Genomic DNA, 25,432 nt, shown 5'->3' with positions numbered 1-25,432 from the left:
TTGGGTAATTAATTTGTGGAGGGATGAATTGAATTATTTTAGTGTTTTAAGAAAACTTTTCCCAATGGCTAGAAAAGTTTACAAAGATAAAAATAGATTTAAAAGTGTAGTAGATGAATCAATGCGAAAGTCCAACAAAGTAGATTTATTTAAAGAAATTTCCCATGAACTCAGATTAGTCTTTGGACTACTTAAGGATTACAGAAGAGGAAATTACAGAAATATTAAGAAAAAAGATATATTTCTTATGTTGGCAGCACTTTTATATCTTTTAAACCCAGCAGACATAATTCCCGATTTCATCATTGGCGTTGGATTTGTTGATGATTTAAGTGTATTAGCTTATATAATTAAAAAGCTTAAAGATGAATTAGAAAAATATAGAATTTGGAAAGAAAATGCTAGATCTTAATTTTTTTAAAAGAGATACAATAGAGGTAGCCAAAGACTTACTTGGCAAGAAAATTATCAGAGTCACTTCTGATAATTTTTTGTGTGCAAAAATAGTTGAAACTGAAGCTTATCTAGGTCTTAATGACAAGGCTTGCCACAGCTACGGAGGTAATATAACAAATAGAAATAAGATTTTGTATAAAGATGGAGGACATATTTATATCTATCTAATATATGGAATTTATGATTTGTTTAATATTGTAACAATGGATAAAAATCACCCTGAAGCTGTATTAATAAGAGCAGTGGAGCCTATAAAAGGCATTGATAAAATGTCTATGAATAGATTTAATAAAAATTATGACAAGCTAAGTAGTTATCAAAGGAAAAATCTATGCAATGGTCCTGGAAAACTAACTAAAGCTTTAGATATTGATAGAAGTTTAAATGGTAAAATTTTATCCAAGGATTATCTCTACATTGAAGATTGCAAAGAGAAAGTAGAAATAGAAAAGGATAAAAGAATTGGAATAGATTATGCAGGAGAAGATGCAGAGCTTCCACTTAGATTTTTTATCAAGGGTAATAAATATATATCTAAATAAATTTAAATAAATTATAGCAAATCGTCAAGTTTTATATTATAATTAGTTAACAAATATCGGAGTGATAAAATGATTAGCATAAATAATATGTCATTTAAATATGACGCAGAAGATGAAAATTCTAAACAAATTTTAAATAATATTAATTTAGATATACATGAAGGCGAATTTATAGCTCTTCTAGGACATAATGGATCAGGAAAATCAACTCTTGCAAAGTTAATTAATGGACTTCTTACTCCTGTTTCAGGAGATGTTTTAGTAGATGGTATGAATACTAGAAATGAAGAAGAAATTTGGGACATTAGAAAAAATGCTGGAATGGTTTTTCAAAATCCAGACAATCAATTAGTCGCAACAATAGTTGAAGATGAAGTTGCTTTCGGTCCTGAAAATCTTGGAGTTGAGCCAAAAGAAATAAGAAAAAGAGTAGATGAGGCACTTGAAATTGTAAATATGAGTGATTTCAAAAAAAATGCACCTCATCTTTTATCTGGTGGGCAAAAACAAAGAGTTGCTATCGCTGGAATTCTTGCTATGAGCCCAAAATATATCATTTTAGATGAACCTACAGCAATGCTTGATCCAAGTGGTAGAGCAGAGGTTATGGAAACTCTAATTAATCTAAATAAAAATCAAAAAAAAACTATTATATTAATTACACATTACATGGAAGAGGCGGCTCTTGCAGATAGGATTGTTGTAATGGAAGATGGAAATGTAGTTCTCGAGGGAAATCCTAGAGAGGTATTCTCACAAGTTGAAGAGATTAAGGCTATAGGTCTTGATGTACCTCAAGTAACAGAGCTTGCCTATGATTTACAAAAAAGTGGATTTGATATTTCAACAGAAATTTTAAATATAGATGAAATGGTGAATGAATTATGTCCTTGATAGAAATTAAAAATTTAAAACATGTTTACAGTGAAGGACTTCCCTTTGAAAAAATTGCTTTAAATAATGTAAATTTAAAAATTGAAGAAAATGAATTTATTGGATTAATTGGTCATACTGGGTCGGGAAAATCTACATTAATTCAACACTTAAACGGACTTTTAAAACCAAGTAGTGGAGAAATAATTGTAGATAATATAAAAATTGAGAAAGATACCAAGGATTTAACAGAACTTAGAAGAAAAATTGGACTAGTGTTTCAATATCCAGAGTATCAGTTATTTGAAGAAACTGTTGAAAAAGACATTGCTTTTGGACCAAATAACTTATCTCTTGATGATGCTGAGGTTAGCACTAGAGTTAGAAATGCAATGGAATCAGTGGGACTTGATTATGAGAGGTATAAAGATGCTTCTCCCTTTGAACTTTCTGGAGGACTTAAAAGAAGAGTTGCAATAGCGGGAGTTCTTGCAATGAATCCAAAAGTTTTAATACTCGATGAGCCAACTGCAGGTCTTGACCCAAGAGGTAGAGATGAAATTCTAGGAGAGATTGTAAACATTCATAAAAATAGCAATATGACAGTTGTTTTAGTTTCACACTCAATGGAAGATATTGCGAATATTGCACAGAGAATAATTGTAATGGACTCTGGAAATGCAGTGTTAGATGGAGCTCCACGAGAAATTTTTAAACAAGAAGATAAATTAAAATCAATTGGACTTGGTATTCCGCAAGTAACATCTCTAATGCATGAGCTTAAAAAGAGAGGACTTGACATCAATGAGAATGCCATAACAATAGAGGAAGCAAAAATTTCATTGGAAAAATATTTGAGGGGTAAGAAAAATGCTTAAAGATATTACAATAGGTCAATATTTTCCAGGAGACAGTTTAGTACACGAATATGATCCCAAATTAAAAATTTTAACAATGTTTGTATACATAATTTCACTATTCTTTATAGATTCTTTTATTATGTATATTCCAATTGTTATTTATTTATTTTTAATACTTTTCAATGCAAAACTTCCAGTTGGACTTGTATTAAGAGGATTAAAACCTTTGAGATTAATTATTTTTGTGACATTTTTAATTAATTTATTCTTTACACCTGGAAAACCAATTTATGAACTAGGTTTTTTAAAAATTTCACAAGAGGGAATTGATCTTGCGTTCTTTATGGGAATTAGATTAATTTTATTAGTACTGGGAACAAGTTTATTAACTTACACAACTTCTCCAATAGAACTTACTGATGGAATTGAGTCACTATTAAGACCTTTTAGAAAAATTGGAGTTCCAAGTCACGAAATAGCAATGATGATGACAATTGCTCTTAGGTTTATTCCTACACTTATTGAAGAAACTGATAAGATTATGAAAGCTCAAATGGCAAGGGGAGCAGATTTCGAATCTGGTAATTTAATTTCAAGAGCAAAAAATTTAGTTCCGCTATTAGTTCCACTATTTATAAACTCCTTTAGACGTGCTGAAGAACTTGCAACAGCCATGGAGTCAAGATGTTACAGAGGTGGAGATGGAAGAACTAAAATGAATACATCAAAGATTACATCTAAAGATATTTCAATTTTTGTGGGAAATATTATTTTCTTTGTTGCAGTTATAGTGGGCTCAAAGATATGAATATTTTAATAAAAATTGTCTATGATGGAACTAATTTTCATGGCTTTCAATATCAACCAGACAGAAGAACTGTTGAAGGTGAATTAAATAAGGGCCTTTTTAAAACTTTTAACGAAGAAATAAAAATTTACTATGCAGGAAGAACTGACAGGGGAGTCCATGCACTTGGACAATATGCAAACTTTTATGTTGACACGACAATTGATATAGGTAATCTTCCAAAGGTATTAAATTATAATTTGCCAAATGATGTTTCAGTCAATGATTCGAAGATTGTACCAGAAAATTTTCATGCGAGGTTTGATGCTAAGAAAAAGAAATACAGATATGTAATTTATAAATCTCGTTACAGAAATGCACTACTTTTTAATAGAGCTTATGAATATCCTCATGAAATTGATATAGATAGAATGAGAGAAGCTGTAAAATGTTTATTAGGGGAGCATGATTACGCATCTTTTATGGGTAGAAATGCAATAGTAAAAGATTCAATTCGATCAATTGATGAAATTGAAATAACTGAAGATGAAAAATTTATTTACTTTGATTTTACGGCTAAAAGTTTTCTTAAAAATATGATTAGAATAATCGTTGGAACTGCCATTGAAATTGGTAGAGGCATTAGAGATATAGATTACATGGAAAAAGCTTTAGTTTCAAAAAATAGAAAAAAAGCTGGGCCAACTGCTCCAGCATGTGGACTTTATTTAATGGATGTTAAATACGATGAAAATTAAAAATAAAATTTGGATTAAGGCTTCTATTTAGAAGCTTTTTTCTTAAATAAAAATAATATAGACCAGGAGAGAAAAATGACATTACAACAATTAAGATATATTATTGCTATTGCAGAAGCGGGTTCAATTACATCTGCGGCTTCAAAATTATTAGTTTCGCAACCTTCTCTATCAAAAGTTGTTTCAGAAATTGAAAATGAAATGGGAATTACAATATTTTATAGAAATAACAGAGGAGTATATTTATCAGAAGAGGGAATAAGTTTTTTATCATATTCTAGACAAGTTGTTGAACAGGCTGACTTGTTAGAAAATAGGTATAAAAATAAAGAAAAATTAAGACGTGTATTTTCAATTACAAGTCAACATTATGCCTTTGTAGTTAATGCTTTTGTTGCACTTGTTAAGGAATATGGCAAAGATAGATATGAATTTTCTTTAAAGGAAACTTTAACTCATTACATAATTGAGGATGTTAGAACATCGAGATCTGAAATAGGAGTTTTATTTTTATCTAATTTTAATAGGGAAGTTTTAATTAAAATGTTTGAAAATGCCGATTTGGAATTTGTTTCTCTATTTACGGCTAAACCACATGTATTTGTATCAAGGAACAATCCATTAGCAAAAAAAGATACTGTTACTCTTGATGAATTAAATACATATCCTAGACTTTATTATGATCAAGGAATTAATAATTCTTTTTATTTTGCTGAAGAGCCACATTCCATTGAAGAAAATGATAAAAATATTGTCGTAACAGATAGGGCAACAATATTTAATTTAATGATTGGACTAAATGGATATACAATATCTTCAGGAATATTATCTGAAGATTTAAATGGCACAAATATAGTTTCAATTCCATTAGTTTCTGATGAAGTTATGGAAATTGGCTATATTAAAAATATTGACAGACCTCTTTCTTCGATTTGCAAATCCTATATAGAACATTTAAAAAACTATATAAAAACCTATCGTCATAACTTAAACTTATGACAACTCAAAACTATTAAGTATTAACGATTATAAGCTTTAGCTGGTTATAATAAATAACAAGTTAAAGCTTATTTTATTTTATGCGATAGGAGAGAAATTATGAAAACATCAATAATAGGATTTCCAAGAGTTGGAAGTTTAAGAGAGTTAAAATTTGGAACTGAAAAGTTTTTTAGAAATGAAATTGATAGAAATGAATTAGAAAAAATTGCAAAAGAACTAAGAATTAAAAATTTAAAATTAGAAAAAGAATCTGGACTAGATTTTATACCATCTAATGATTTTTCTTTTTATGATTTGACATTAGATGCAGCTGTACTTATTAATATTATTCCTAAAAGATACAAAGATTTAGGTCTTGATGATTTACAAGAATATTTTGCAATGGCTAAGGGTTACCAAGGAGAAAATGGTGATGTAAAAGCTTTAGCAATGAAAAAATGGTTTAATACAAATTATCACTACATGGTACCAGAAATTGACGATGAAACAGAAGTTAAATTAGTTGGAACAAAAGTATTTGATGAATTTAAAGAAGCAAAGAATGAAGACATTCTTTCAAAGCCTGTTCTTATAGGACCTTATACACTACTTAAGAAATTAAGATATGTTGGAGATAAAAAAGCTAATGATTTTTCTGATGATTTCATAGCTGTATATAAGGAAATTATCGAAAGATTAAATAAATTAGGAGCAGAATGGATACAGTTTGACGAACCTGAAATTGTTTATGACTTAACAGATGGTGATAAGAATTTATTCAATAAATTATATTCAGAAATTCTAAAATCAAAAAATAATTCTAAAATATTAATTCAAACTTACTTTGGAGATGTGAGAGATATTTATTTAAATCTATTGGAATTAGATTTTGATGCAATAGGTTTAGATTTTATTGAAGGATTAAAAACTAAAGATTTAATTGATGAATATGGTTTTAAAGAAGATAAAATTTTATTCGCAGGTTTAATTAACGGAAAGAACATCTGGAGAAATAATTATAAAAAAACATTAGAAACTATTGAATTTTTGAAAAATAAAAATATAAATTTCGTGTTAAATACTTCTTGTTCATTATTACATGTACCATATACTCTAAAAAATGAAAGTAAATTAGATAATAAATACTTAGAACATTTTTCATTTGCTGAAGAAAAGTTAGTAGAATTAAAAGATTTAAAAGAACTTTCTGAAAATAATTATGAAACTGATAAAAAATACATTGAAAATCAAAAATTATTTAACAACAGACCTGATTCTTACGACAAAGATGTAAACAATAGAGTTAATAATATAAAAGAAGAAGACTATATTAGAAAACCGGATTTTGAAACTAGAGAAAAGATTCAAAGAGAAAAATTTAAATTACCATTATTTCCTACAACTACAATAGGCTCTTTCCCACAAACAAAGGAAGTTAGAAAAAATAGATCTGATTTTAAAAATAATTTAATTAGTGAAGAAGAATATATAGCTTTTAATAAAGAAAAAATTAAAGAATGTATAAGAGAACAAGAAGAAATTGGAATAGACGTATTAGTTCATGGTGAATTTGAAAGAAATGACATGGTTGAATACTTTGGAGAAAGACTAAATGGTTTCTTATTTACAGAAAAAGCTTGGGTTCAATCTTATGGTACTAGATGCGTAAAACCTCCAATAATATGGGGAGATGTTTTCAGAAAAAATCAAATGACTGTTTTTTGGTCAAAATATGCAAAATCATTAACAAATAAAGAGGTTAAGGGAATGCTTACAGGTCCTGTAACTATTTTAAACTGGTCTTTTCCAAGAGAAGATATAGAAATTAAAGAGCAAACTTTACAAATTGCTCTTGCAATTAGAGATGAAGTTTTAGATTTAGAAAAAAATGGAATTAACATTATTCAAGTAGATGAAGCTGCTTTAAGAGAAAAATTACCATTAAGAAAATCTGACTGGTTTAAAGAATATTTAGCTTGGGCAATACCTGCCTTTAGATTAGTTCATTCTGGTGTTAAAGAAGATACACAAATTCATACTCATATGTGCTATAGCGAATTTACAGATATTATAAAAGCAATAGATGATATGGATGCAGATGTAATTTCTTTTGAGGCTTCAAGATCGGATTTACAAATTTTAGATTCTTTAAAAGAAAACAATTTTAAAACTCAAGTTGGACCAGGAGTTTATGACATTCATTCTCCAAGAATTCCTTCAAAAGAAGAATTGGTAAATCAAATTAAAAGAATTTTAGAAAAAGTAAGTCCAGAAAAATTATGGATTAATCCAGATTGTGGTTTAAAAACTAGAGGAAATAAAGAAGTTAGAGAAAGTTTGAAAAATTTATTAAATGCAACAAGGGAAGTAAGAGATGAAAACAACAGAAATATTTAAATATAAACAAGTTTTTTCTTATGAGGTTTTTCCTCCTAAGAAAAGCTCTAATGTGAGTACAATTTATAAAACTATTGAAGAATTAAAAAAATTAGCCCCAGACTCTATAAGTGTTACTTATGGAGCACTAGGAGCAAAGAACAATGAAGAAACATTTAAAATAGCTTCTGCAATAAAATCTTACGGTATTGAATCTATCACACATCTTCCATGTATAGGTCTTACTAAAGAAGATGTATTAGAAAAATTGGAAGAATTAAAAAAGCTTAGAATTGAAAATATCTTAGCTTTAAGAGGAGATTTGCCTGAAGGAGATTATAAAAAAGGCGATTTTACCTACGCTTCTGATTTAATTAGATTTATTAAAGAAAATGGTAACTTTAATATAATTGCAGCATGCTATCCAGAAGGACATATTGATTGTAAAAATATAGTCGAAGATGTTAAAAATTTAAAGATAAAAGTAGATGCTGGAGCAAGTCAATTAATGACACAACTATTTTTAGATAATAATGTATTTTATAATTTTAAAGAAAAATGCGAACTTGCAGATATCAATGTACCTATAGAAGCAGGGATTATGCCTGTTGTAAATAAAAAACAAATTGAAAAAATGACTTCATTATGTGGAGTTAAACTTCCAAAAAAATTTATAAAGATTATGGAGAGATACGAACATAATCCTGTCGCTATGAGAGATGCAGGAATAGCATATGCCATTGACCAAATTGTTGATTTAATTGCTCAAGGCGTTGATGGTATTCACTTATACACTATGAACAATTCATACATTGCAAGAAAAGTTCATGAAGCAGTTGCTAATTTATTATTAGAAAAGAAAGCATCTTAATATAATAGTTAAAAAAATGTTTTTAAAATCTCCTTATTTAAAATAAAATATATAAAATTGGCCTTATGGCCATTTAGTACCATAAAAGTGTAAGTAGAAATAATTTTCTATTTGCACTTTTTCTATTTGAAAATTTTATTTAAATATTAAAATCTGATAAAATAATAAAGAAATTATAGTAGTTAAAAATTAAGTGATTAATTAAAAATAGGAGCAATTATGACAAATATATATGCCCATAGAGGATATAGCTCAAAATATTTTGAAAATTCAAAACAAAGTTTTGAAGCTTGTTTGGATTTAAATATTACAGGAATTGAATTAGATGTGCAGCTTACAAAGGATAAAGAAGTAGTTGTGATTCATGATGAGTACTTGGAAAGACTTTTAAATTTGAAAGCTTTTGTAAAGGATTTAACACTTGAAGAGTTAAAAAGTTATAAATACTCAAATGGAGAATCTGTTATTACTCTTAATGAATACTTAGATATAGTAAAAAACTCAAATCTAATTACAAATTGTGAACTTAAAACTTCTGTTTTTGAATATATTAGAATAAAAGAGAAAGTTTATAATTTATTTAGTGAATACAATATGCTAGATAGACTATTAATCTCAAGTTTTAATCACTACTCACTTCTTAGATTTAAGGAAATTTCAAATTTAAAAGTAGCGGCTTTGACAGAGAGCAATATAATAAATCCTTCAAAGTATTTAAAAGAAAATAAAATTGAAATTTATCATCCATTCTTTACAACATTAAATAAAGATGAAGTTTTAAAATTACATGAAGCAGCAATAGAAATAAATACTTGGACAGTAAATGACAAAAATTCTTATGAAAAATTAATAGAAATAGGAGTAGATGGAATAATTACAAATTATCCCGAACTAGATTTTAAATATTAATGGCCTTAGGGCCTTTTTTAGTTGCAATTAATTTTCATTTAGACATATAATCTGATAAAATTAAAAATAAAAAGGTGATTTTATGATTATAAAAAATGGTAGAGTAATAGATCCAATTTCAAATACTGATGAGATTTTAGATATAAAAATTAAAGATGGAAAAGTAATTGAAATTAGTAAAAATATTGAAGCAGATGATGAAACTATTGATGCAGGCGGAAAAATTGTTGTACCAGGCCTTGTAGATGTTCACGTTCACTTTAGAGATCCAGGAATGACTCATAAAGAAGATTTAACAACTGGGTCAGAATCTGCAGTGGCTGGTGGCTTTACTACTGTGATTCAAATGGCAAATACAGCTCCTAAAATTGACAATCCAGAAATTATCAAAGAGCATTATAAAAGAGCAAGAGAATTGCCACTTAAAGTTTATACAGTTTCTGCACTGACTAGAAATTTTGGAGATACAGAGCTTGTTAATATGGAAGAAAACTTAAAAGCAGGTGCAGTAGCATTTACTGATGATGGAATTCCCAATAGGAATACTGATTTAATTCTTGAAGCTATGAATCGTGCTAAGGAACTTGATGCGATTATATCTTTTCACGAAGAAGATCCAAATTTAATTAAGCAAAATGGTATAAATCATTCAAATGTTTCTGATGAGTTAGGAATTTATGGATCTCCAAATATTGCTGAAACTTCTTTTATATCAAGAGATATAGCAATGGCAATCTATACTGGAGCAAAAGTTTCAATTCAACATCTTTCTACAGGTCTTGGCGTAGATCTTGTTAAGTTTGGAAAAGAAATGGGTGCAAAAGTTTATGCAGAAGTTACACCTCATCACATCGCCTTAAATGATGAAGCAGTTTTAAAATATGGCACACTTGCAAAAATGAATCCGCCTTTAAGAAGCGAAGAAGATAGACAGAGAATAATTAGAGGAATTGCAGAAGGCACAATAGAAATAATTGCCACAGATCATGCACCTCACAGCGAAGAAGAAAAAAATGTAGAAATTACAAAAGCACCTTCTGGAATAATTGGACTAGAAACTTCATTTTCAATTTGTTATGAAGAATTAGTTTTAAGTGGCATCATTTCAATTAATAAATTAATAGAGCTAATGAGTACTAATCCAGCTAAAATTTATAATTTAAATGCAGGAAAAATAAAAGTTGGCGAAGATGCAGACATTGCGATTATAGATTTAGATAGTGAATATAAAATCGACAAATTTAAGTCTAAATCACAAAATTCTCCATTCAAAGAAAAAACTCTAAAAGGAGAAATAATTTATACAATTTCAAGGGGAAATGTAGTTTATAAAAAGTTTCAAAAAGGATACAAAGGCTAAGATTTAAGCCATTATCTTTAAAAAGAAATTATTTTATTATATTATAATTTTAGGGAGGTAGACATGAAATTTTTCAATATAAATTTACTGGACTTTACTAGAATTAAAAGTACTGTAAAGAGATTTCCCTTGACCATTTTAAGTGCATTAATTGGCACGATATTTTTAATAATGTCTTTATCTATAACTGATAAAGATGCTTATTATGTTGAAATTGGAACAATAGCCTTTGTTGCTATATTTGGAATATTTTTATTTGCTTTTATTAAGCTATTTAATGAAGCGCTTAAAAATTATTATGATTTGAAAAATATAAAAAATAATTATCTTGTTACAATTTTATCCTATGTCATAGCAATTCCAATTCTATATGGAATCGTAGAATTAGTAAGTTGTGAAAATGGATACCTCTGTGATTACGATTCTAATTTTATTTATGGAACACTAATTACTGCTTTAATAGTTGGATGTTCTTTTATAGGAAAATTTAATTATCATAAAGATTATGTTGCCTATGTTTCAAAGATTTTACAATCTTTTATAGTTTCTAATATTTATAGTTTTATAGTTTTTGTTGGAATTTCAGGAATAGTTTTTGCTTTTTCAAGTTTATTTAATGTAAAATTTGCTGAAAATATTTATCTTAAAATATTTATTTTCTCATTTATTTTATTTAATGTTGTTACATTTTTATCTGATTTTCCAAAAGTTAGAGATTCATATATTGAGTACAAATATCCAAAAGCCTTTAGGTTTTTACTGGTTTATATTTTGACACCAATTGTTGCAATCTATACTTTAATATTATTTGCATATTTTTTAAAAGTAATACTTATTCAAGAAATACCAAATAATATTATTGTAAATTTAGTTCTATGGTTTGGAGTATTCTCTGTATTTTATTTATTTTTCCTTTCTAGGATTAAAAACTATGAAATTATAAATAAATTTAAAAAGATACTTCCAATTGCAATAATTCCACTTCTTTTAATGATGTTTTTTGCACTGATTTTAAGAATTCAAGAATATGGAATTACAGAAAATAGATTCTTATCTTTTGCAGCAGGAATTTGGATATTGTTATCACTGATTTATTTTATTTTTTACAAAGATAATTCAAATATTACCGTACCAATATTTCTATTTGTGATAATTTTAATTTCAGGAATAGGGCCAGCTTCTGCTACAAATTTAAGTATAAAAAGTCAAAGTGGCAGGTTTGTAAGTATTCTAGAAAAAAACAATATGATTCAAAGAGAAAATATAAAACAAAATCCTAATATAAAAAGTCAAGACAGAAGAGAAATTGTTGAAATTGTATCTTATATGGCATCGAAAGATAGAGTTGATAAACTTAAATATCTTCCAAAAGATTTTAAATACGAAGAAGAAAATTTCAAAAAATTATTTGGATTTAGTAATATAATTCGTGATAATGAATATCTTGGATATAATATTGATGAAAATGAAATGGAAAATGGATCGACTAATGACATGGGAATAAATATCGAAGGTTATAGTAGGCTTATCGATGCAAATAATTCTTATGACAAAGTTGTAAGGGGAGATTTTAAATTCGTTAAAAATGATAAATTTATCGAAGTTTATAAAATGGTAGATAAAAATTATGTTTTTGAATTTAGTATTGATCTTTCAAAGGTTAAAGACAATCTTAAAATGCTTTCTAAAACTAAAGATAGAATAAACCCAGAAGATCTTGCCATTACTGAAGATGGCTACAAGGTAATCTTTAAACACATTTATTTTTATAATGAAAATGTTTCAAATAATGCCTATGTTGAATTTTATTTATTAGTGGAGTGATAATTTGTATTATATAAATTTTGAAAATGACGTTTTTATAGATGAAGATATAAATCTAGAACCAATTAAAGATATTTTTAGAATTTATCTTAATAAATGTGATTCTTTTCAAATTAAGATTTTAAAAGAAGATGCAAAGTATAAGAAAGTTCTAGAAGATTATGAAATTTATTCTGACGATAATGAATACGAGTATATATTTCAAGGATTAATCGATGAAGATTTTAAAGAAATGATTTTGGAAAATCTAATAGGTGAGATGGCGATTAATTTCACTGACATAAGCCTTTATAAAGATGGAATTTTAAAATTGGAGATAATAAATTTTGGTTCTGAAGTTTATATCTATGATTTTGATGAAAAAACTGTAGTAGAATTTGCTGAGGAGCTTGAAAAAATCTACGGCATTAAAGATATAAATGTTTATACAGATGATGAGGACTTAGATGAGCATAATCATGAACATAATCACAATTGTTCTTGTCATGGAGATTCTTGCAATCACAATCACATATTACATTAAAAAAGATGGGCTAAAACCCATCTTTTTTTTAATTTAAATCTTCGTTTACCGCAGCACTTAAATTTGGAATTAATTGTTTCTTACGAGATAGAAGTCCATCTGCCATAAACTTTCCATCTTTAATTTCTTGACCAAATTGTCTTGCCAAGGAATCTTTAAAGCTTCCAACTACAATAACTTCAGAAACTTCTCTAAATATATCTGTAATCATAAGAATAAATGACTCGCAATTTTCTGTATTGATATAATCATTCATTGCATCTTTTAAATCTTTTTCAACTGATGTAGTAGAATCTAAATCCATTGTAAAGATTTGGCAAACTCTTACGTTCTTACCTTCAAAAGAAAAGTTTTTAACATCAGAGTTTAAAAGTTCTTCAGGCTTTTTACCTTCAAGACTTGTTCCGGCTTTAAACATTTTCATTGCAAAATCTTCAACATCAATTGCAGCAATTTTACTCATCTTCTTTAAAACATATTTATCAGTTTCTGTAGAAGTTGGTGAGCGGAATAAAAGAGTATCAGAAATAATAGCAGCACAAAGAAGTCCTGCAATTTTCCTAGATGGCTTTATTCCATTTTCAAAAAACATTTTTGAAATAATTGTTGAAGTTGATCCAACTGGCTCATTTCTAAAATAAATTGGCTGAGAAGTTGAGACATTGGCAACTCTGTGATGGTCGACAATTTGTACAATTTCAGCAGAATCTATATCATCAATTGATTGGTTTCTCTCGTTGTGGTCGACAAGAATTATTTTTTTCTTTAAATTAGAAATTAAGTGATATCTAGAAATATTTCCAATAACTTGATTTTTGTCATCAAGAACAGGATAGGACCTAAATCTTGATTGACTCATTTTTTCTCTAGCATCGTCAATTAAATCATCTTTATGAAATACAACTAAATCTTCCTTAGTCATTACATATTCAACTGGAACAGCTTGAGGTAATATTCTTGCAACCATAAAAGTTGAAAGGCCAGTGTTAATAACTGTTACATTTCTTTCTTTTGCAAGCTTTAATAAGTCATCATTAAGTTTAGTAGAGATAGTCAAAATTAAAAGAGAAATATCCTTATTAATAACTGATTCTTGGTCAGATTCGTCATCTCCAACTATAACAATATCGCCTTCATTTATTAAATCTTGATTTTTAATTGCCTTAACAGCCATCTTTCCTGAAAGTTCTCTAGGATTTTCTGGCATGTATAAAATTTTTGCTTTGAGTACATCAATTATATTTTCAAGACTTGTGTTACTTCTTCCAATTATTGAATCGTCCCAAATTTCCATATAAGAAGATGCAATATTAGATAGACTTACAATTCCAATTAAATTCTCTTCATCATCGACAACTGGAAGAGAATTAATATTGTTCTTTTGGATTAAATCCATTGCTCCTGCCATTGAAAGCGATGGATTCACACAATAAGCCGCATCAATTTCAATATCTCTAATTTGTGGCTTGATTGAAGTTTTAAGCCTTGGTTTATCAACTTTAAAATAATCTAAGACAAATTCAGTTTCTCTATTTAGACCACCTAGTCTAATAGCTTCTGCATCTTCTCCCATTTTATTTTTAAGTTCAGCTAGAGCGATTGCAGAACAAATACTGTCAGTGTCTGGATTTTTATGACCTGTTATATAAATTTTATTTTTCATAATTCCTCCAAATTTCTATGATATTATAACATAGATTTCTTAATTTATTGTAAAATAATAGGGAATTAGGATATAATTTAATGGTGATATTATGGATATAATAATTATTGGAGCAGGGCCAGCAGGTATGGTCTGTGCAATAGAAGCAAAAAATGAAAACAACAATGTTATTTTACTTGAAAAAAACAATAGAATAGGGAAAAAATTATTAGCAACAGGTAATGGAAGATGTAATTATACAAATCTAAATCTAGATGAAAATAATTATTCAAATCCTAATTTTGTAAAGGAAACTTTAGAAGATTTTAAAAATCAAGACTTAATTAATTATTTTAAAATTCATGGACTTGAATCAACAACTGATGGCAATAGAGTTTATCCCATTACATTAAAGGCAAATACAGTTTTGTCCATTTTAATATATTGGCTTGAGAAGAAAAATATTGAAATAAAAACCGACTCAGAAGTTTTAAAAATTGAAAAGAAAAAGAATAAATTTCAAGTTACTACTAAAGATGAAGTGCTATATGCAGATAAAGTTATTGCAGCTTTTGGTGGAAATTCAATGCCTTCAAGCGGATCTGATGGAAAATCTTTTAAAATATTAAGAGATTTAGGTCATCACATAACTGATTTAAAGCCAGCTCTCACACAACTTACGCTTGATTCAAAATATTTAAAACATTTAAGTGGAGTTAAAGTTGTAGGAGATGCTAAACTTTTAAAAAAAGATGGTATAATAATTGAGGCAAATGGAGAAATTTTATTTACTAATTATGGAATAAGTGGACCGCCAATCCTTGACTTATCAGTTTATGCAAATAGCGGAGATTATCTAGAAGTTCCCATTATTAATAATGTAGATGAAAATACAATGGACATGCTTTACACTAGGTACTATATGTTTAAAGAATTTTCTATAGTAGAATTTTTAATGGGTATAGTCGACAAAAAATTTATTCACTATATACTAGATAGTCTAAAGTTAGATAAAGATATTGTAATTGATGCAATAGATGATAGAGAGTTTATAAAAATTATAAATCTTCTTTTGAGATCAAAATTTACAGTTACAGGTAATACTGGATTTAAAAATTCTCAAGTTACTAGAGGTGGAGTTATATTAAATGAAGTAAACTCCAGTGACTACTCTTCAAAAGTAATTAAAGATTTATACATCATAGGAGAGGCATTAAACATTGACGGAGATTGTGGAGGATATAATCTTCACTTTGCCTTTGCATGTGGATACAGACTAGGTAAAATACTTAATGAAAAGACAAAATAGATTGGAAGCGGAGGACAAATGTTTTATTTAGAAAATAAATTAAGAGAATATGGAAATATTTCTGTTGGAATAGTGGGAACAGGACTAATGGGTTCTACACTATTTAGTCTTCTTGTAGAAAAGGGGAATTTTTATCCAATAGTTCTTGCTTCAAGAAATAAAGAAACTTTAAAAAAAGCAGTGGAAAGTGCAAATGTAAATGAAGCTGATACTTTTTATACTGATGACATAGAAGAAGCTAAGAAAGTAATAGATAATAAAAAATTTATAATTACAACTAATAATAATATAGCATCAAGTATTGTAGATGTTGTAGTAGATTGTACAGGAAATACTGAAGCTGGTACTGAAATAAGTCTTAATGCTATTGAAAATGGTGTCAATATAGTTAGTTTAAATGTTGAAATGGACGCTACAATTGGTCCTTATTTAAAACATTTGGCTGATGAAAAGAAAGTTGTATATTCTGGAAGCTATGGAGATGAACCTGGAGCAATTATTGAACTCTATGAATTTGCAAGGGAATGTGGATTTGAAGTTTTAGTTCTAGGTAAGGGAAAAAACAATGAATTAAATAATTATGCAACTCCATCCGAGCTTTATGAAAAGGCAAAAGCTAAGAAATTAAATCCAAGAATGTTGACTTCTTTTGTAGATGGTACAAATACAATGATTGAGTTAAATGCAGTTTGCAATGCTCTTGGTTTTGTACCAGATGTTAGAGGATGCCATTTTATTGATACGACACCAAAAAATATTGCAGACGACTTTAAATTAAAATCAGAAGGTGGAATTTTAAATAATTATAAAGTTGTAGATTTTGCAACTGGAATTGCACCTGGAGTATTTGCCGTTGTTCGTGCAAAATCTGATATAATAAACTACGAAATGAATTACTTATCTATGGGAGATGGACCTAATTATACAATTTACAGGCCTTATCACCTTACAAGTTTAGAAACACCTAGGTCAATTATAAAGGCAGTTGTACTAGGTGACTCATCTATAGCACCATGTAAAGGACCCGTTGCAGAAACCGTTGCAGTTGCAAAAAGAGATATTAAAAAGGGTGAGAGCTTAGAGTCCATAGGTAGTGATATGATTTTTGGAACACTTGAAACTAAAGAAGATCAATTAAAGGGAAATCACATTCCAATTGGAATAATTGTAGAAGGATCATTTGCAAAGAGAGATATAAAAAAAGATAAAATTTTAACCTATGAAGATGTAGTGTTAAATGAAAATTCAAGTATTGTTAAAATTAGAAAATTACAAGATGACTATTTCAAAATGTGATAATAGATGATATAATGGATAAATAGTCGAAAAGGGGTATAGAATGAGAATTACGCAAGAAACAGATTATGCCTTTAGAATTGTGAGCTACCTAGCAAGACATGAAAATGAAGTTGTTGGCGCTCCAACAATTGCCGAAGAAGAAGCTGTGACAAAAAGATTTACACTTCGCATACTTCGTAAATTAAATCTTGCAGGGATAACAGCTGCCAAGAGAGGCTCTACAGGTGGCTATTATTTAAATAAGCCCAAAGAAGATATTACACTCTACGATATAATCGTTGCAGTGGACGGACCAATTGTTATTAATAGATGTCTTTATGAAGACAATCATTGTAACAAGAGAGAAAAAGATGATGTTAAACATTGTAAATTCCACAGTAGCTTAGGTGGAATTCAAAGTAATATTATTAAAATGTTTAAAAGTCAAACAATTGACAAGTTTATATAAGCTATGATGAGAAGAGTGCATTTGTCTAAACCACAGAGATCAGCTAATTGGTGAGAGGCTGAGTTTTAATAATGCATAGATCACCTCGGAGCTTGAAGATTAAAAGTCTTCACGTTAATTGCGATAAAATTATTAAGTGATAGATACCTATAATTAGGGTGGTACCGCGGTTAATTCGTCCCTTCTCCATATTGAGAAGGGATTTTTATATTTAGAAGAAAAAGGAGTTTTAGATGGCAAAGTTTAAAGAATTATCAAAAGCTCATGTTAGTGAGAGAGAAGAAAAAATTTCAGAATTTTGGGATGACATCGATCTTCTTCACAGATCTGTGGAGACAAGAAAAGATGGACAACCATATATTTTCTATGAAGGACCTCCAACAGCTAATGGTAAACCTGGAATTCACCATGTAATGGCGAGAACTTTAAAGGATTTAACTTGTAGATATCATACAATGCTTGGATATGAAGTTAAGAGAAAAGCAGGTTGGGATACTCATGGTCTACCAGTAGAAATTGAAGTTGAAAAGAAATTAGATCTTCACAATAAACAAGACATTGAAGCTTATGGAGTTGAAGAATTTAATAAAAAATGTAAAGAGTCTGTTTTTGAATATGAAAAAGAGTGGAGACAACTTACTAGAAGAATGGGATATTTAATTGACTTAGATCATCCTTACATCACTCTTGAAAATTCTTATATAGAATCTGTATGGCATATTCTAGACAAAATGTTTAATGATGGACTTATATATGAAGGTCATAAAATTGTGCCATATTGTCCAAGATGTGGAACTGGACTTGCATCTCACGAAGTTGCACAAGGCTATGAAGAAATCAAAACAGTTACTGCAACTTGTAAATTTAAAATCAAAGACATAGATAATGAATATTTCCTAGCATGGACAACTACACCATGGACTCTTCCATCAAATATTGCCCTTGCAGTTAATCCAAAAGTTGAATATGTAAAAGTTAAGCATGAAGATGGAAATTTCTATTATGTTGCAAAAAATCTTGCAGGAGATGTTTTTAAAGACAGTGAATATGAAGTAGTTGAAACTCTTCTAGGTGAAGAACTTGAACACATTGAATACGAACAATTACTTGATTTTATAAAACCAGATAAAAAAGCATTTTATGTCGTTTTAGCTGATTATGTAACTACAGAAGATGGTACTGGTATTGTTCATACTGCACCTGCATTTGGTGAAGATGACTACCAAACTGGAAGAAGATATGACCTTCCGATGATTAAACCAGTAGATGAAGAAGGCAAGTTTACTGAAACTCCATGGAAGGGTCAATTTGTAATTGACGCAGATCATGAAATTCTTCATTATTTAATTGATCACGATTTACTATTCTCTAAGCAAAAAGTGTCACATAATTATCCACACTGTTGGAGATGTCACACTCCACTTATTTATTACGCACATCCATCTTGGTACATTGAAGTTACTAAGTTTAAGGATAAGCTAATTGAAAATAATAACGGAGTAAATTGGTTCCCAGATTTTGTCGGAGAAAAGAGATTTGGAAATTGGCTAGAAAATCTTAATGACTGGGCAATTTCTCGTTCAAGATATTGGGGAACACCACTTCCAATTTGGAGATGTGAATGTGGTCATACAGAATCAGTTGGTTCTATCGAAGATTTAAGAAATAAAGCCGTTGAAGATGTACCTGAAGATGTAGAGCTTCACAGGCCTTATGTTGATGATATTCATTTGAAATGTCCTCACTGTGGCAAGGAAATGAAGAGAGAACCTGATGTAATTGATGTATGGTTTGACTCTGGCTCAATGCCTTTTGCACAATGGCATTATCCATTTGAAAATAAAGAAAACTTTGATGAATTATTCCCAGCAGACTTTATCTGTGAAGGAATTGACCAAACTAGAGGATGGTTCTACTCCTTAATTGCAATTTCAACTTATATGACTGGAAAGAGTCCGTATAAAAATGTACTTGTAAATGACTTAATTCTTGATAAAGAAGGAAAGAAGATGTCTAAATCAAGAGGAAATACTGTAGCACCATTTGAATTATTTGATAAATACGGTGCTGACGTTGTGAGATGGTACTTACTTTATGTATCACCACCATGGGCTCCTACAAAATTTGATGAAGATGGATTAAGAGAAATTGAATCTAAATTCTTTAGATCTTTAAGAAACACTTACAACTTTTTTAGTCTTTATGCAAATACAGATGAAATCGATCCAAGAGAATACGATGTTAAATACGAAGACTTAGATGAAATCGACAAATGGTTAGTTTCTAAATACAATAGACTTGTTAAAAATGTTAGAGAAGATATGGATCAATTTGAACTTACAAAAGTAGTTCGTGAAATCCAAGAATTTGTAATCGAGGATATCTCTAACTGGTATATAAGAAGGAACAGAAGAAGATTCTGGAAAACTGATAAAGATCAAACTAAACTTGCAGTTTACAAGACAACTTATGATGTTCTCTTAGGAGTAACTAAACTAATAGCTCCATTTGTTCCATTTATAGCTGAAGAAATGTATAAATCACTAACTGAGGGAGAATCAGTTCATCTTGCAGATTATCCGGAATTTGATGAAGCTAAAATTGATGACAAGGTCGAAGAAAAAATGGATCTTGTTAGAGATTTAGTAACACTTGGTAGAGCTTCAAGAGAGGAAGCTAAGATTAAAGTTAGACAACCTCTTAATAAGGTAATTATCGATGGTAAATATCAAGAAATAATTGGCGAATTAACTGATTTAATCGAAGAAGAATTAAATGTCAAAGAAGTTGTATTTGAAAAAGATCTTTCTAAATATATGGAATTTGAATTAAAACCAAATTTCAAAGTTTGCGGTAGCGTACTTGGAAAGAAAGTTAAAGAATTCGGAAATGTACTTCGCGAATTAGATTCTAAAGAATTCCTTAATGAACTAAATGAAAAAGATGTTATGTTAGAACTTGGCGGAGAAGAAACAGAAATCAAAAGAGATTTTGTTGAAGTTAAAATTAGCGCCAAAGAAGGTTTTGACGTAGTTATGGAAAATAATCTTTTCGTAATTCTTGACACTGAGCTCGATGAAAAACTTTTAAAAGAAGGTTATGTAAGAGAATTTGTATCTAAAGTTCAACAACTTAGAAAGAAAAAAGATCTAGATATTCTTGACAATATTAAGATTAAATACACTACTGATGAAGAAGTTACAGAAGCAATTGAATCAGAAAAAGAATTTATTAAAACTGAAACTCTTGCTCTTGAGATTGAGAATGTAGACAACTCTTCTGAAGTTGAAAACTTAAATGGTCACGATATTAAGATAGCAATAGAAAAGTTATAATATTAAGGTTCAGCATTGCTGGACCTTTTTATATAGGAGGGCTTATGAAAATAGCAATTATTCAAGATAAATTTGACCCTGTAAATATAGATAAAAATTATAAAATTGCTGAAGAAAAAATTCTAGAAGCAGCTAAAAATAGACCTGATACTATAGTTCTACCTGAACTTTGGAATATTTGTGAATTTGATGAAGAGTTAAAAGAAAAAGTTATTGGAGAAGGAGATAGAGTAAATAAATTTTTCTCAAAACTATCTAAAAAACTAAATGTAAATATAATAGGAGGAAGCGTTGCGAATTTTTATAATGGAGAAGTAAAAAACACTTCTTTTATTTATAATAGAAGTGGTGAACTTATAGCTTCCTATGATAAGACTCATCTTTATATAGGTTCAGATGAAGATAAATTTACAGCACAAGGTTGTAATTTTATAACTTTTAAAATTGATAATATTAAATGTTCAGTTGCAATTTGTTTTGACATTAGCTTTCCGGAAATGATTAGAAAACTAGCCTTACAAGGAATAGAAATACTATTTATAGTCGCAGCTTGGCCGGAAGCTGGAGAAGAAAATTTTAAAACCTATTGCAAGGTTAGGGCGATAGAAAATCAAATTTTTGTTGTTGCAAATAATAGACTTCAAAAAATTCCAAAGATAGATTCTGTGGTCAAAGTGCGGTAATAAACCCAATGGGTGATTACTTAATAAGCCCTGATAAAAAAATAGAAATTAAATTCACAGAGATTGATTTAAACTATAAAAAGAAACTATTAAAAACATTCGACCTAATGAGTTCTCGAAGAAAAGAATTATATTAAAAAGACTAATAAAATTTATTTGTAAATACTTAAAAAATTTAATATAAATTTAAACAAAAGTTAAGTAAAGTCTAAGATTTTTTACACAAAATTTACAATAAGGTTAAATGGCTTTATATAGCAATTTTAATAATAGATTTCAAAACCTCGAAGAATTGACAAAGATTCAATTATTAAATATTATAATGTTATTATATAAAATAATTTGGAGGTATTAAGTGAAAGATAAAACATTAGATTTAGACAAGACAGCAGAGGTACTTAAAGTCATGGCTCACCCAGTCAGACTTAATATCATCAAGAATTTAATTGATAATGGACCTTGTAACGTAGGTAGTATGCAAGAAAAATTTCAAGTGCCACAGCCTACAATCTCTTCTCACTTAGGCAAATTAAAAAGAGCTGGAATTTTAGAAAGTACTAGAAAAGGTACGGAAATATTTTACAAAGTTGAAAATGATCTTATCATTTCTGTAGCACGAGCATTATTTAGTTAGTTTATTGGAGAAATAATGAAATTAAATCATATTCAAGAAAAAGCTGTTAATTTAATAGATGAAAATATAACTTTAATAGCTGGAGCTGGTACAGGTAAAACTAGAGTACTGACTTCAAGATTTATTAATATTGTAAAACACAACACTCTTCCTAGAAACATTCTTGCAATTACTTTTACAAATAAAGCAGCAGAAGAAATGAAGTCAAGAATTTCTAAGGAAATGGTTGAAGAAGAGATTTCTTTTGATGAGTCAGAATTAAATATTATGACAATACATGCTTTTTGTCTTGAAATGATTAAGGATTATTCCCTAGTAATAGGGATTAATCCTAATTTTGATGTTTGCGATGAAGCAATGTCTACAACACTAATTAAAGAAAGTGTTAAAAAAGTTTTATATACATATAAGGGTGGTGACTACGAAAGTTACTTAAAAGATTTTAGAACAACGCCTTTTGAGGAATTAGATGAATTTATAAATCTTTACAATGATTTTAGAAATAATAATTATGATTTCGATGAAATACTACATAAATCATTGATTTTTGAAGATTCTAGTGGAGATTTTAATAATTTACTTATTTTGCTAGAAGATTACTCAAAAGTTTTAAAACCAACTTCAAAATTTAATAAATTATATTTAACAGAAGAATTTGAAGAGATAAGAAATTCTTCTGAATATAATGGAGAAATACTTGATAAAATCTTAAATAATCTTGGAAGCTCTAAACCTAATCAAGATAAAATTCATGAAATAACAGAATATATTGTAGAACTAAAAAAGAATTTAGAATCAAAGAATAAAGATTATTATATTTTTATAATTGATATTTTAAAAGAAATTGACAAGGAATACTCGACTAGAAAAAACTTCTTAAATCTTCTTGATTACGATGACATAATAATTTACACAAGTGAAATTATTGAAAATGAATACTTAAAAAAAGAAATTCAAGAAAGATACAAATACATTTTAATTGATGAATATCAAGATACTAATAAAATTCAAAATAAAATAGTTAGAAATTTTAGAGATTCCAATCTTTTTATTGTTGGGGATCCAAAGCAGTCAATATATGCATTTAGAGGATCTGATTTAGATTCCTATTATAATTTTTCGGATTATGTAAAGTCTATGGGAAAATCTCTTTTGATGAATATTAATTATAGAAGTGACAAAAATATAATAGATTTTATAAATAATGTATTTAATGAGATTTTAGACCCTTACGAAGAATTAATTTCTGACCAAAGTTTTGATGGTGGAGTTTATCTTTATAACACAGATAAAAAATCTGAAATAGTTAATTTAGTAAAAGATTTGCAAAAAAATTTTGATGTTAAAGATATAGCAATTCTTGCTAGAAGTAATAATCAAATTCAAGAATTATCCGAAGTATTTTATGCAAATGATATTGCTTTTAATAAAGGCAAGAAAAATATAAAAGAAATTGAAGTTTTAAAACTTGCAAATAATATTTTGTCAACTATTTACAGTCCCGATGATTTTATAAAGACTTTATCTCTATTTAATTCACCAATTTTAAATTTTAAATTTGAAGATTTGCTCAATGTTTTAAATAGCAATGCAAAGAGTTTTGAAGATTTATTAAATATTGAAAAAAAGGGAGATAAATTAGAAAAATTTATAAATTTCTTAGTAGAACTTCAAGAAAAATCAAAAACTTTATATTTAGATGAAGTTGCTAAAGAAGTTATAAAATACTTTTATTCTCTTAAAAATTTGACAAGCAATGAAATGAAATATCTATTCCAGTTTCAAGATATAATAACTGAATTTGTAGAAAAATTTTCCAGTGATTATAGATTATTTGAAGAATACATTGAGTTAAAGGAATTTGACGATTTAGAAGATGGAATTAACTTACTTACAATTCACAGGTCTAAGGGTCTCGAATTTAAAGCACTAATTATATCAAATATGGATTCTAAAAGATCCAAAAATGTAACAAATAAAATTGTAGTAAGTGAAAATGGACTAGGAATTAAATCAAAATATTCAAATTATAAATTTAAAAATATTGTTAATTTTAATAAAGATATGGACTCAGAAGAAGAAAAGAGAATTCTATATGTTGCAATGACAAGGGCAATGGAAAAACTTATTTTATTTGGAAATTTTGACAAACCTCAATCAGATTCATATTTTAAAATGATGGAAAACTGTGACTTAAATTTATTAGATTATGAGTTTACAAGTGAAGAAAGAAAAGCGATTGAAGTAAAAACTTATGAAAATCTAGGTTCCTTTGAGAATAATGAAAGCAGAATTCGAGAGTACTATACAGTTACTGATTTTATAAATTTTAAAAGAAATAGAGAGGATTTTTATAAAAAATACTTTTTAGGAATTGATGAGTATACAATGGGTAGCGGGAAAGAACAAGTAATGGATCCTATGCTACTGGGAACTATTGTGCATTTCTTTGCAGAAAATTATTCCAAAAAAGATATAAAAATAGATGATATAAAAATTTATATAGAGAGAATTTTTAATTTTTACGAGGAAGAATTAACGGAAGAAAAATATAAACTTGTTTCAAAACTTTGTAAAAATTATCTTGAAATGGAAGAAGATGATATAATTTATAAGGAACTTCTTTATTATTACAGCTTAAATGGATATTTAGTAAAGGGATTTATTGATCAAGTTGTAATAATAGATGGAGAATATTATATAATAGATTTGAAAACATCTTCACTGCCAATTGGAGAAATATATGAAACTTACAAGGACCAGCTAATTTTATACTCTAAATTTTTCGAAGACCTATACAAAATTACTGTAAAGGGTGCTTATATTTTTGACTTAAGGGGTAGGAATAAAATATATGTTGAGACTAATGTAGGAAGTGAAAGGGATATCATAAAAGAGTTTGAAAAGTTTATTAAATTCTTAAGATGTCACAATAGTTATAAGGATTATATATAGTTTTAAA

Annotated in this window: 21 protein-coding genes and 1 other annotated feature; of the genes, 20 read left to right on the top strand and 1 reads right to left on the bottom strand. The window is 28.2% G+C overall.

Annotated elements, in window-relative coordinates; translation table 11 throughout:
- The first annotated feature begins 28 nt into the window (after nucleotides 1-28).
- The 13 genes from KQI68_RS06140 to KQI68_RS06080 all read left to right on the top strand — a co-directional run bounded on the left by KQI68_RS06140 (nucleotide 29) and on the right by KQI68_RS06080 (nucleotide 13,120).
- Nucleotides 29-412 carry a YkvA family protein gene (locus tag KQI68_RS06140; protein WP_216549252.1) on the top strand — a complete coding sequence of 128 codons (384 nt, stop codon included), beginning with the start codon at nucleotides 29-31 and terminating at the stop codon, nucleotides 410-412.
- On the top strand, nucleotides 399-998 hold the full coding sequence (locus tag KQI68_RS06135; protein WP_216549251.1) for a DNA-3-methyladenine glycosylase: 600 nt from the start codon (nucleotides 399-401) through the stop codon (nucleotides 996-998). The genes KQI68_RS06140 and KQI68_RS06135 overlap by 14 nt, the downstream gene beginning before the upstream one ends.
- Nucleotides 999-1,067: 69 nt before the next feature.
- A complete protein-coding gene (locus KQI68_RS06130) occupies nucleotides 1,068-1,892 on the top strand; it encodes an energy-coupling factor transporter ATPase (protein ID WP_216549250.1) in 825 nt (274 codons plus the stop codon).
- Nucleotides 1,883-2,749 (top strand): energy-coupling factor transporter ATPase, encoded by an 867-nt coding sequence (locus KQI68_RS06125; RefSeq protein WP_216549249.1) that lies wholly within the window; start codon nucleotides 1,883-1,885, stop codon nucleotides 2,747-2,749. Before KQI68_RS06130 ends, KQI68_RS06125 begins: the two co-directional genes overlap by 10 nt.
- A complete protein-coding gene (locus KQI68_RS06120; protein ID WP_216549248.1) occupies nucleotides 2,742-3,539 on the top strand; it encodes an energy-coupling factor transporter transmembrane component T family protein in 798 nt (265 codons plus the stop codon). Before KQI68_RS06125 ends, KQI68_RS06120 begins: the two co-directional genes overlap by 8 nt.
- Nucleotides 3,536-4,276, top strand: a complete 741-nt coding sequence (truA, locus tag KQI68_RS06115; protein WP_216549247.1) for a tRNA pseudouridine(38-40) synthase TruA — start codon at nucleotides 3,536-3,538, stop codon at nucleotides 4,274-4,276. The genes KQI68_RS06120 and truA overlap by 4 nt, the downstream gene beginning before the upstream one ends.
- A gap of 75 nt (nucleotides 4,277-4,351) precedes the next feature.
- A complete protein-coding gene (locus tag KQI68_RS06110) occupies nucleotides 4,352-5,275 on the top strand; it encodes a LysR family transcriptional regulator (protein WP_216549246.1) in 924 nt (307 codons plus the stop codon).
- 99 nt (nucleotides 5,276-5,374) lie between these two features.
- Nucleotides 5,375-7,654 carry a 5-methyltetrahydropteroyltriglutamate--homocysteine S-methyltransferase gene (gene metE / locus KQI68_RS06105; RefSeq protein WP_216549245.1) on the top strand — a complete coding sequence of 760 codons (2,280 nt, stop codon included), beginning with the start codon at nucleotides 5,375-5,377 and terminating at the stop codon, nucleotides 7,652-7,654.
- Complete coding sequence (gene metF / locus KQI68_RS06100) at nucleotides 7,632-8,504, top strand: methylenetetrahydrofolate reductase [NAD(P)H] (RefSeq protein ID WP_216549244.1); 873 nt, start codon at nucleotides 7,632-7,634, stop codon at nucleotides 8,502-8,504. The genes metE and metF overlap by 23 nt, the downstream gene beginning before the upstream one ends.
- 219 nt (nucleotides 8,505-8,723) lie before the next feature.
- Complete coding sequence (locus KQI68_RS06095; protein WP_216549243.1) at nucleotides 8,724-9,413, top strand: glycerophosphodiester phosphodiesterase family protein; 690 nt, start codon at nucleotides 8,724-8,726, stop codon at nucleotides 9,411-9,413.
- Nucleotides 9,414-9,495: 82 nt separating this feature from the next.
- The gene (locus KQI68_RS06090; RefSeq protein ID WP_216549242.1) at nucleotides 9,496-10,773 is read left to right on the top strand and encodes a dihydroorotase; all 1,278 of its coding nucleotides are present in this window, start codon (nucleotides 9,496-9,498) and stop codon (nucleotides 10,771-10,773) included.
- 63 nt (nucleotides 10,774-10,836) lie between these two features.
- Nucleotides 10,837-12,597, top strand: coding sequence for a DUF4153 domain-containing protein (locus KQI68_RS06085; RefSeq protein WP_216549241.1), 1,761 nt, complete (start codon nucleotides 10,837-10,839; stop codon nucleotides 12,595-12,597).
- Nucleotides 12,598-12,601: 4 nt separating this feature from the next.
- On the top strand, nucleotides 12,602-13,120 hold the full coding sequence (locus KQI68_RS06080; RefSeq protein ID WP_216549240.1) for a hypothetical protein: 519 nt from the start codon (nucleotides 12,602-12,604) through the stop codon (nucleotides 13,118-13,120).
- Between the two features lie 28 nt (nucleotides 13,121-13,148).
- Here the strand turns inward: KQI68_RS06080 and KQI68_RS06075 are convergent, their stop codons facing one another.
- Nucleotides 13,149-14,783 carry a putative manganese-dependent inorganic diphosphatase gene (locus KQI68_RS06075; protein WP_216549239.1) on the bottom strand — a complete coding sequence of 545 codons (1,635 nt, stop codon included), beginning with the start codon at nucleotides 14,781-14,783 and terminating at the stop codon, nucleotides 13,149-13,151.
- A gap of 91 nt (nucleotides 14,784-14,874) precedes the next feature.
- Here KQI68_RS06075 and KQI68_RS06070 point away from each other — a divergent pair, with 91 nt between their 5' ends.
- The 7 genes from KQI68_RS06070 to KQI68_RS06040 all read left to right on the top strand — a co-directional run bounded on the left by KQI68_RS06070 (nucleotide 14,875) and on the right by KQI68_RS06040 (nucleotide 25,425).
- The gene (locus tag KQI68_RS06070; RefSeq protein WP_216549238.1) at nucleotides 14,875-16,071 is read left to right on the top strand and encodes an aminoacetone oxidase family FAD-binding enzyme; all 1,197 of its coding nucleotides are present in this window, start codon (nucleotides 14,875-14,877) and stop codon (nucleotides 16,069-16,071) included.
- Nucleotides 16,072-16,089: 18 nt separating this feature from the next.
- On the top strand, nucleotides 16,090-17,367 hold the full coding sequence (locus KQI68_RS06065) for an NAD(P)H-dependent oxidoreductase (RefSeq protein WP_216549237.1): 1,278 nt from the start codon (nucleotides 16,090-16,092) through the stop codon (nucleotides 17,365-17,367).
- Nucleotides 17,368-17,410: 43 nt separating this feature from the next.
- Complete coding sequence (locus KQI68_RS06060) at nucleotides 17,411-17,818, top strand: RrF2 family transcriptional regulator (RefSeq protein ID WP_216549236.1); 408 nt, start codon at nucleotides 17,411-17,413, stop codon at nucleotides 17,816-17,818.
- Nucleotides 17,813-18,004: a binding site (T-box leader), on the top strand. It overlaps the preceding gene by 6 nt.
- Before the next feature lie 47 nt (nucleotides 18,005-18,051).
- Nucleotides 18,052-21,153 carry an isoleucine--tRNA ligase gene (gene ileS / locus KQI68_RS06055; protein WP_216549235.1) on the top strand — a complete coding sequence of 1,034 codons (3,102 nt, stop codon included), beginning with the start codon at nucleotides 18,052-18,054 and terminating at the stop codon, nucleotides 21,151-21,153.
- Between the two features lie 44 nt (nucleotides 21,154-21,197).
- A complete protein-coding gene (locus KQI68_RS06050; RefSeq protein ID WP_216549234.1) occupies nucleotides 21,198-21,836 on the top strand; it encodes a nitrilase-related carbon-nitrogen hydrolase in 639 nt (212 codons plus the stop codon).
- A gap of 355 nt (nucleotides 21,837-22,191) precedes the next feature.
- Complete coding sequence (locus KQI68_RS06045) at nucleotides 22,192-22,470, top strand: ArsR/SmtB family transcription factor (protein WP_343221674.1); 279 nt, start codon at nucleotides 22,192-22,194, stop codon at nucleotides 22,468-22,470.
- 15 nt (nucleotides 22,471-22,485) lie between these two features.
- On the top strand, nucleotides 22,486-25,425 hold the full coding sequence (locus KQI68_RS06040) for a UvrD-helicase domain-containing protein (RefSeq protein ID WP_216549233.1): 2,940 nt from the start codon (nucleotides 22,486-22,488) through the stop codon (nucleotides 25,423-25,425).
- Nucleotides 25,426-25,432: the final 7 nt, after the last annotated feature.

Source organism: Peptoniphilus ovalis (assembly GCF_018919265.1).
Lineage (GTDB): Bacteria > Bacillota > Clostridia > Tissierellales > Peptoniphilaceae > Peptoniphilus_A > Peptoniphilus_A ovalis.
This window is presented reverse-complemented; position numbering and strand designations above follow the sequence as displayed.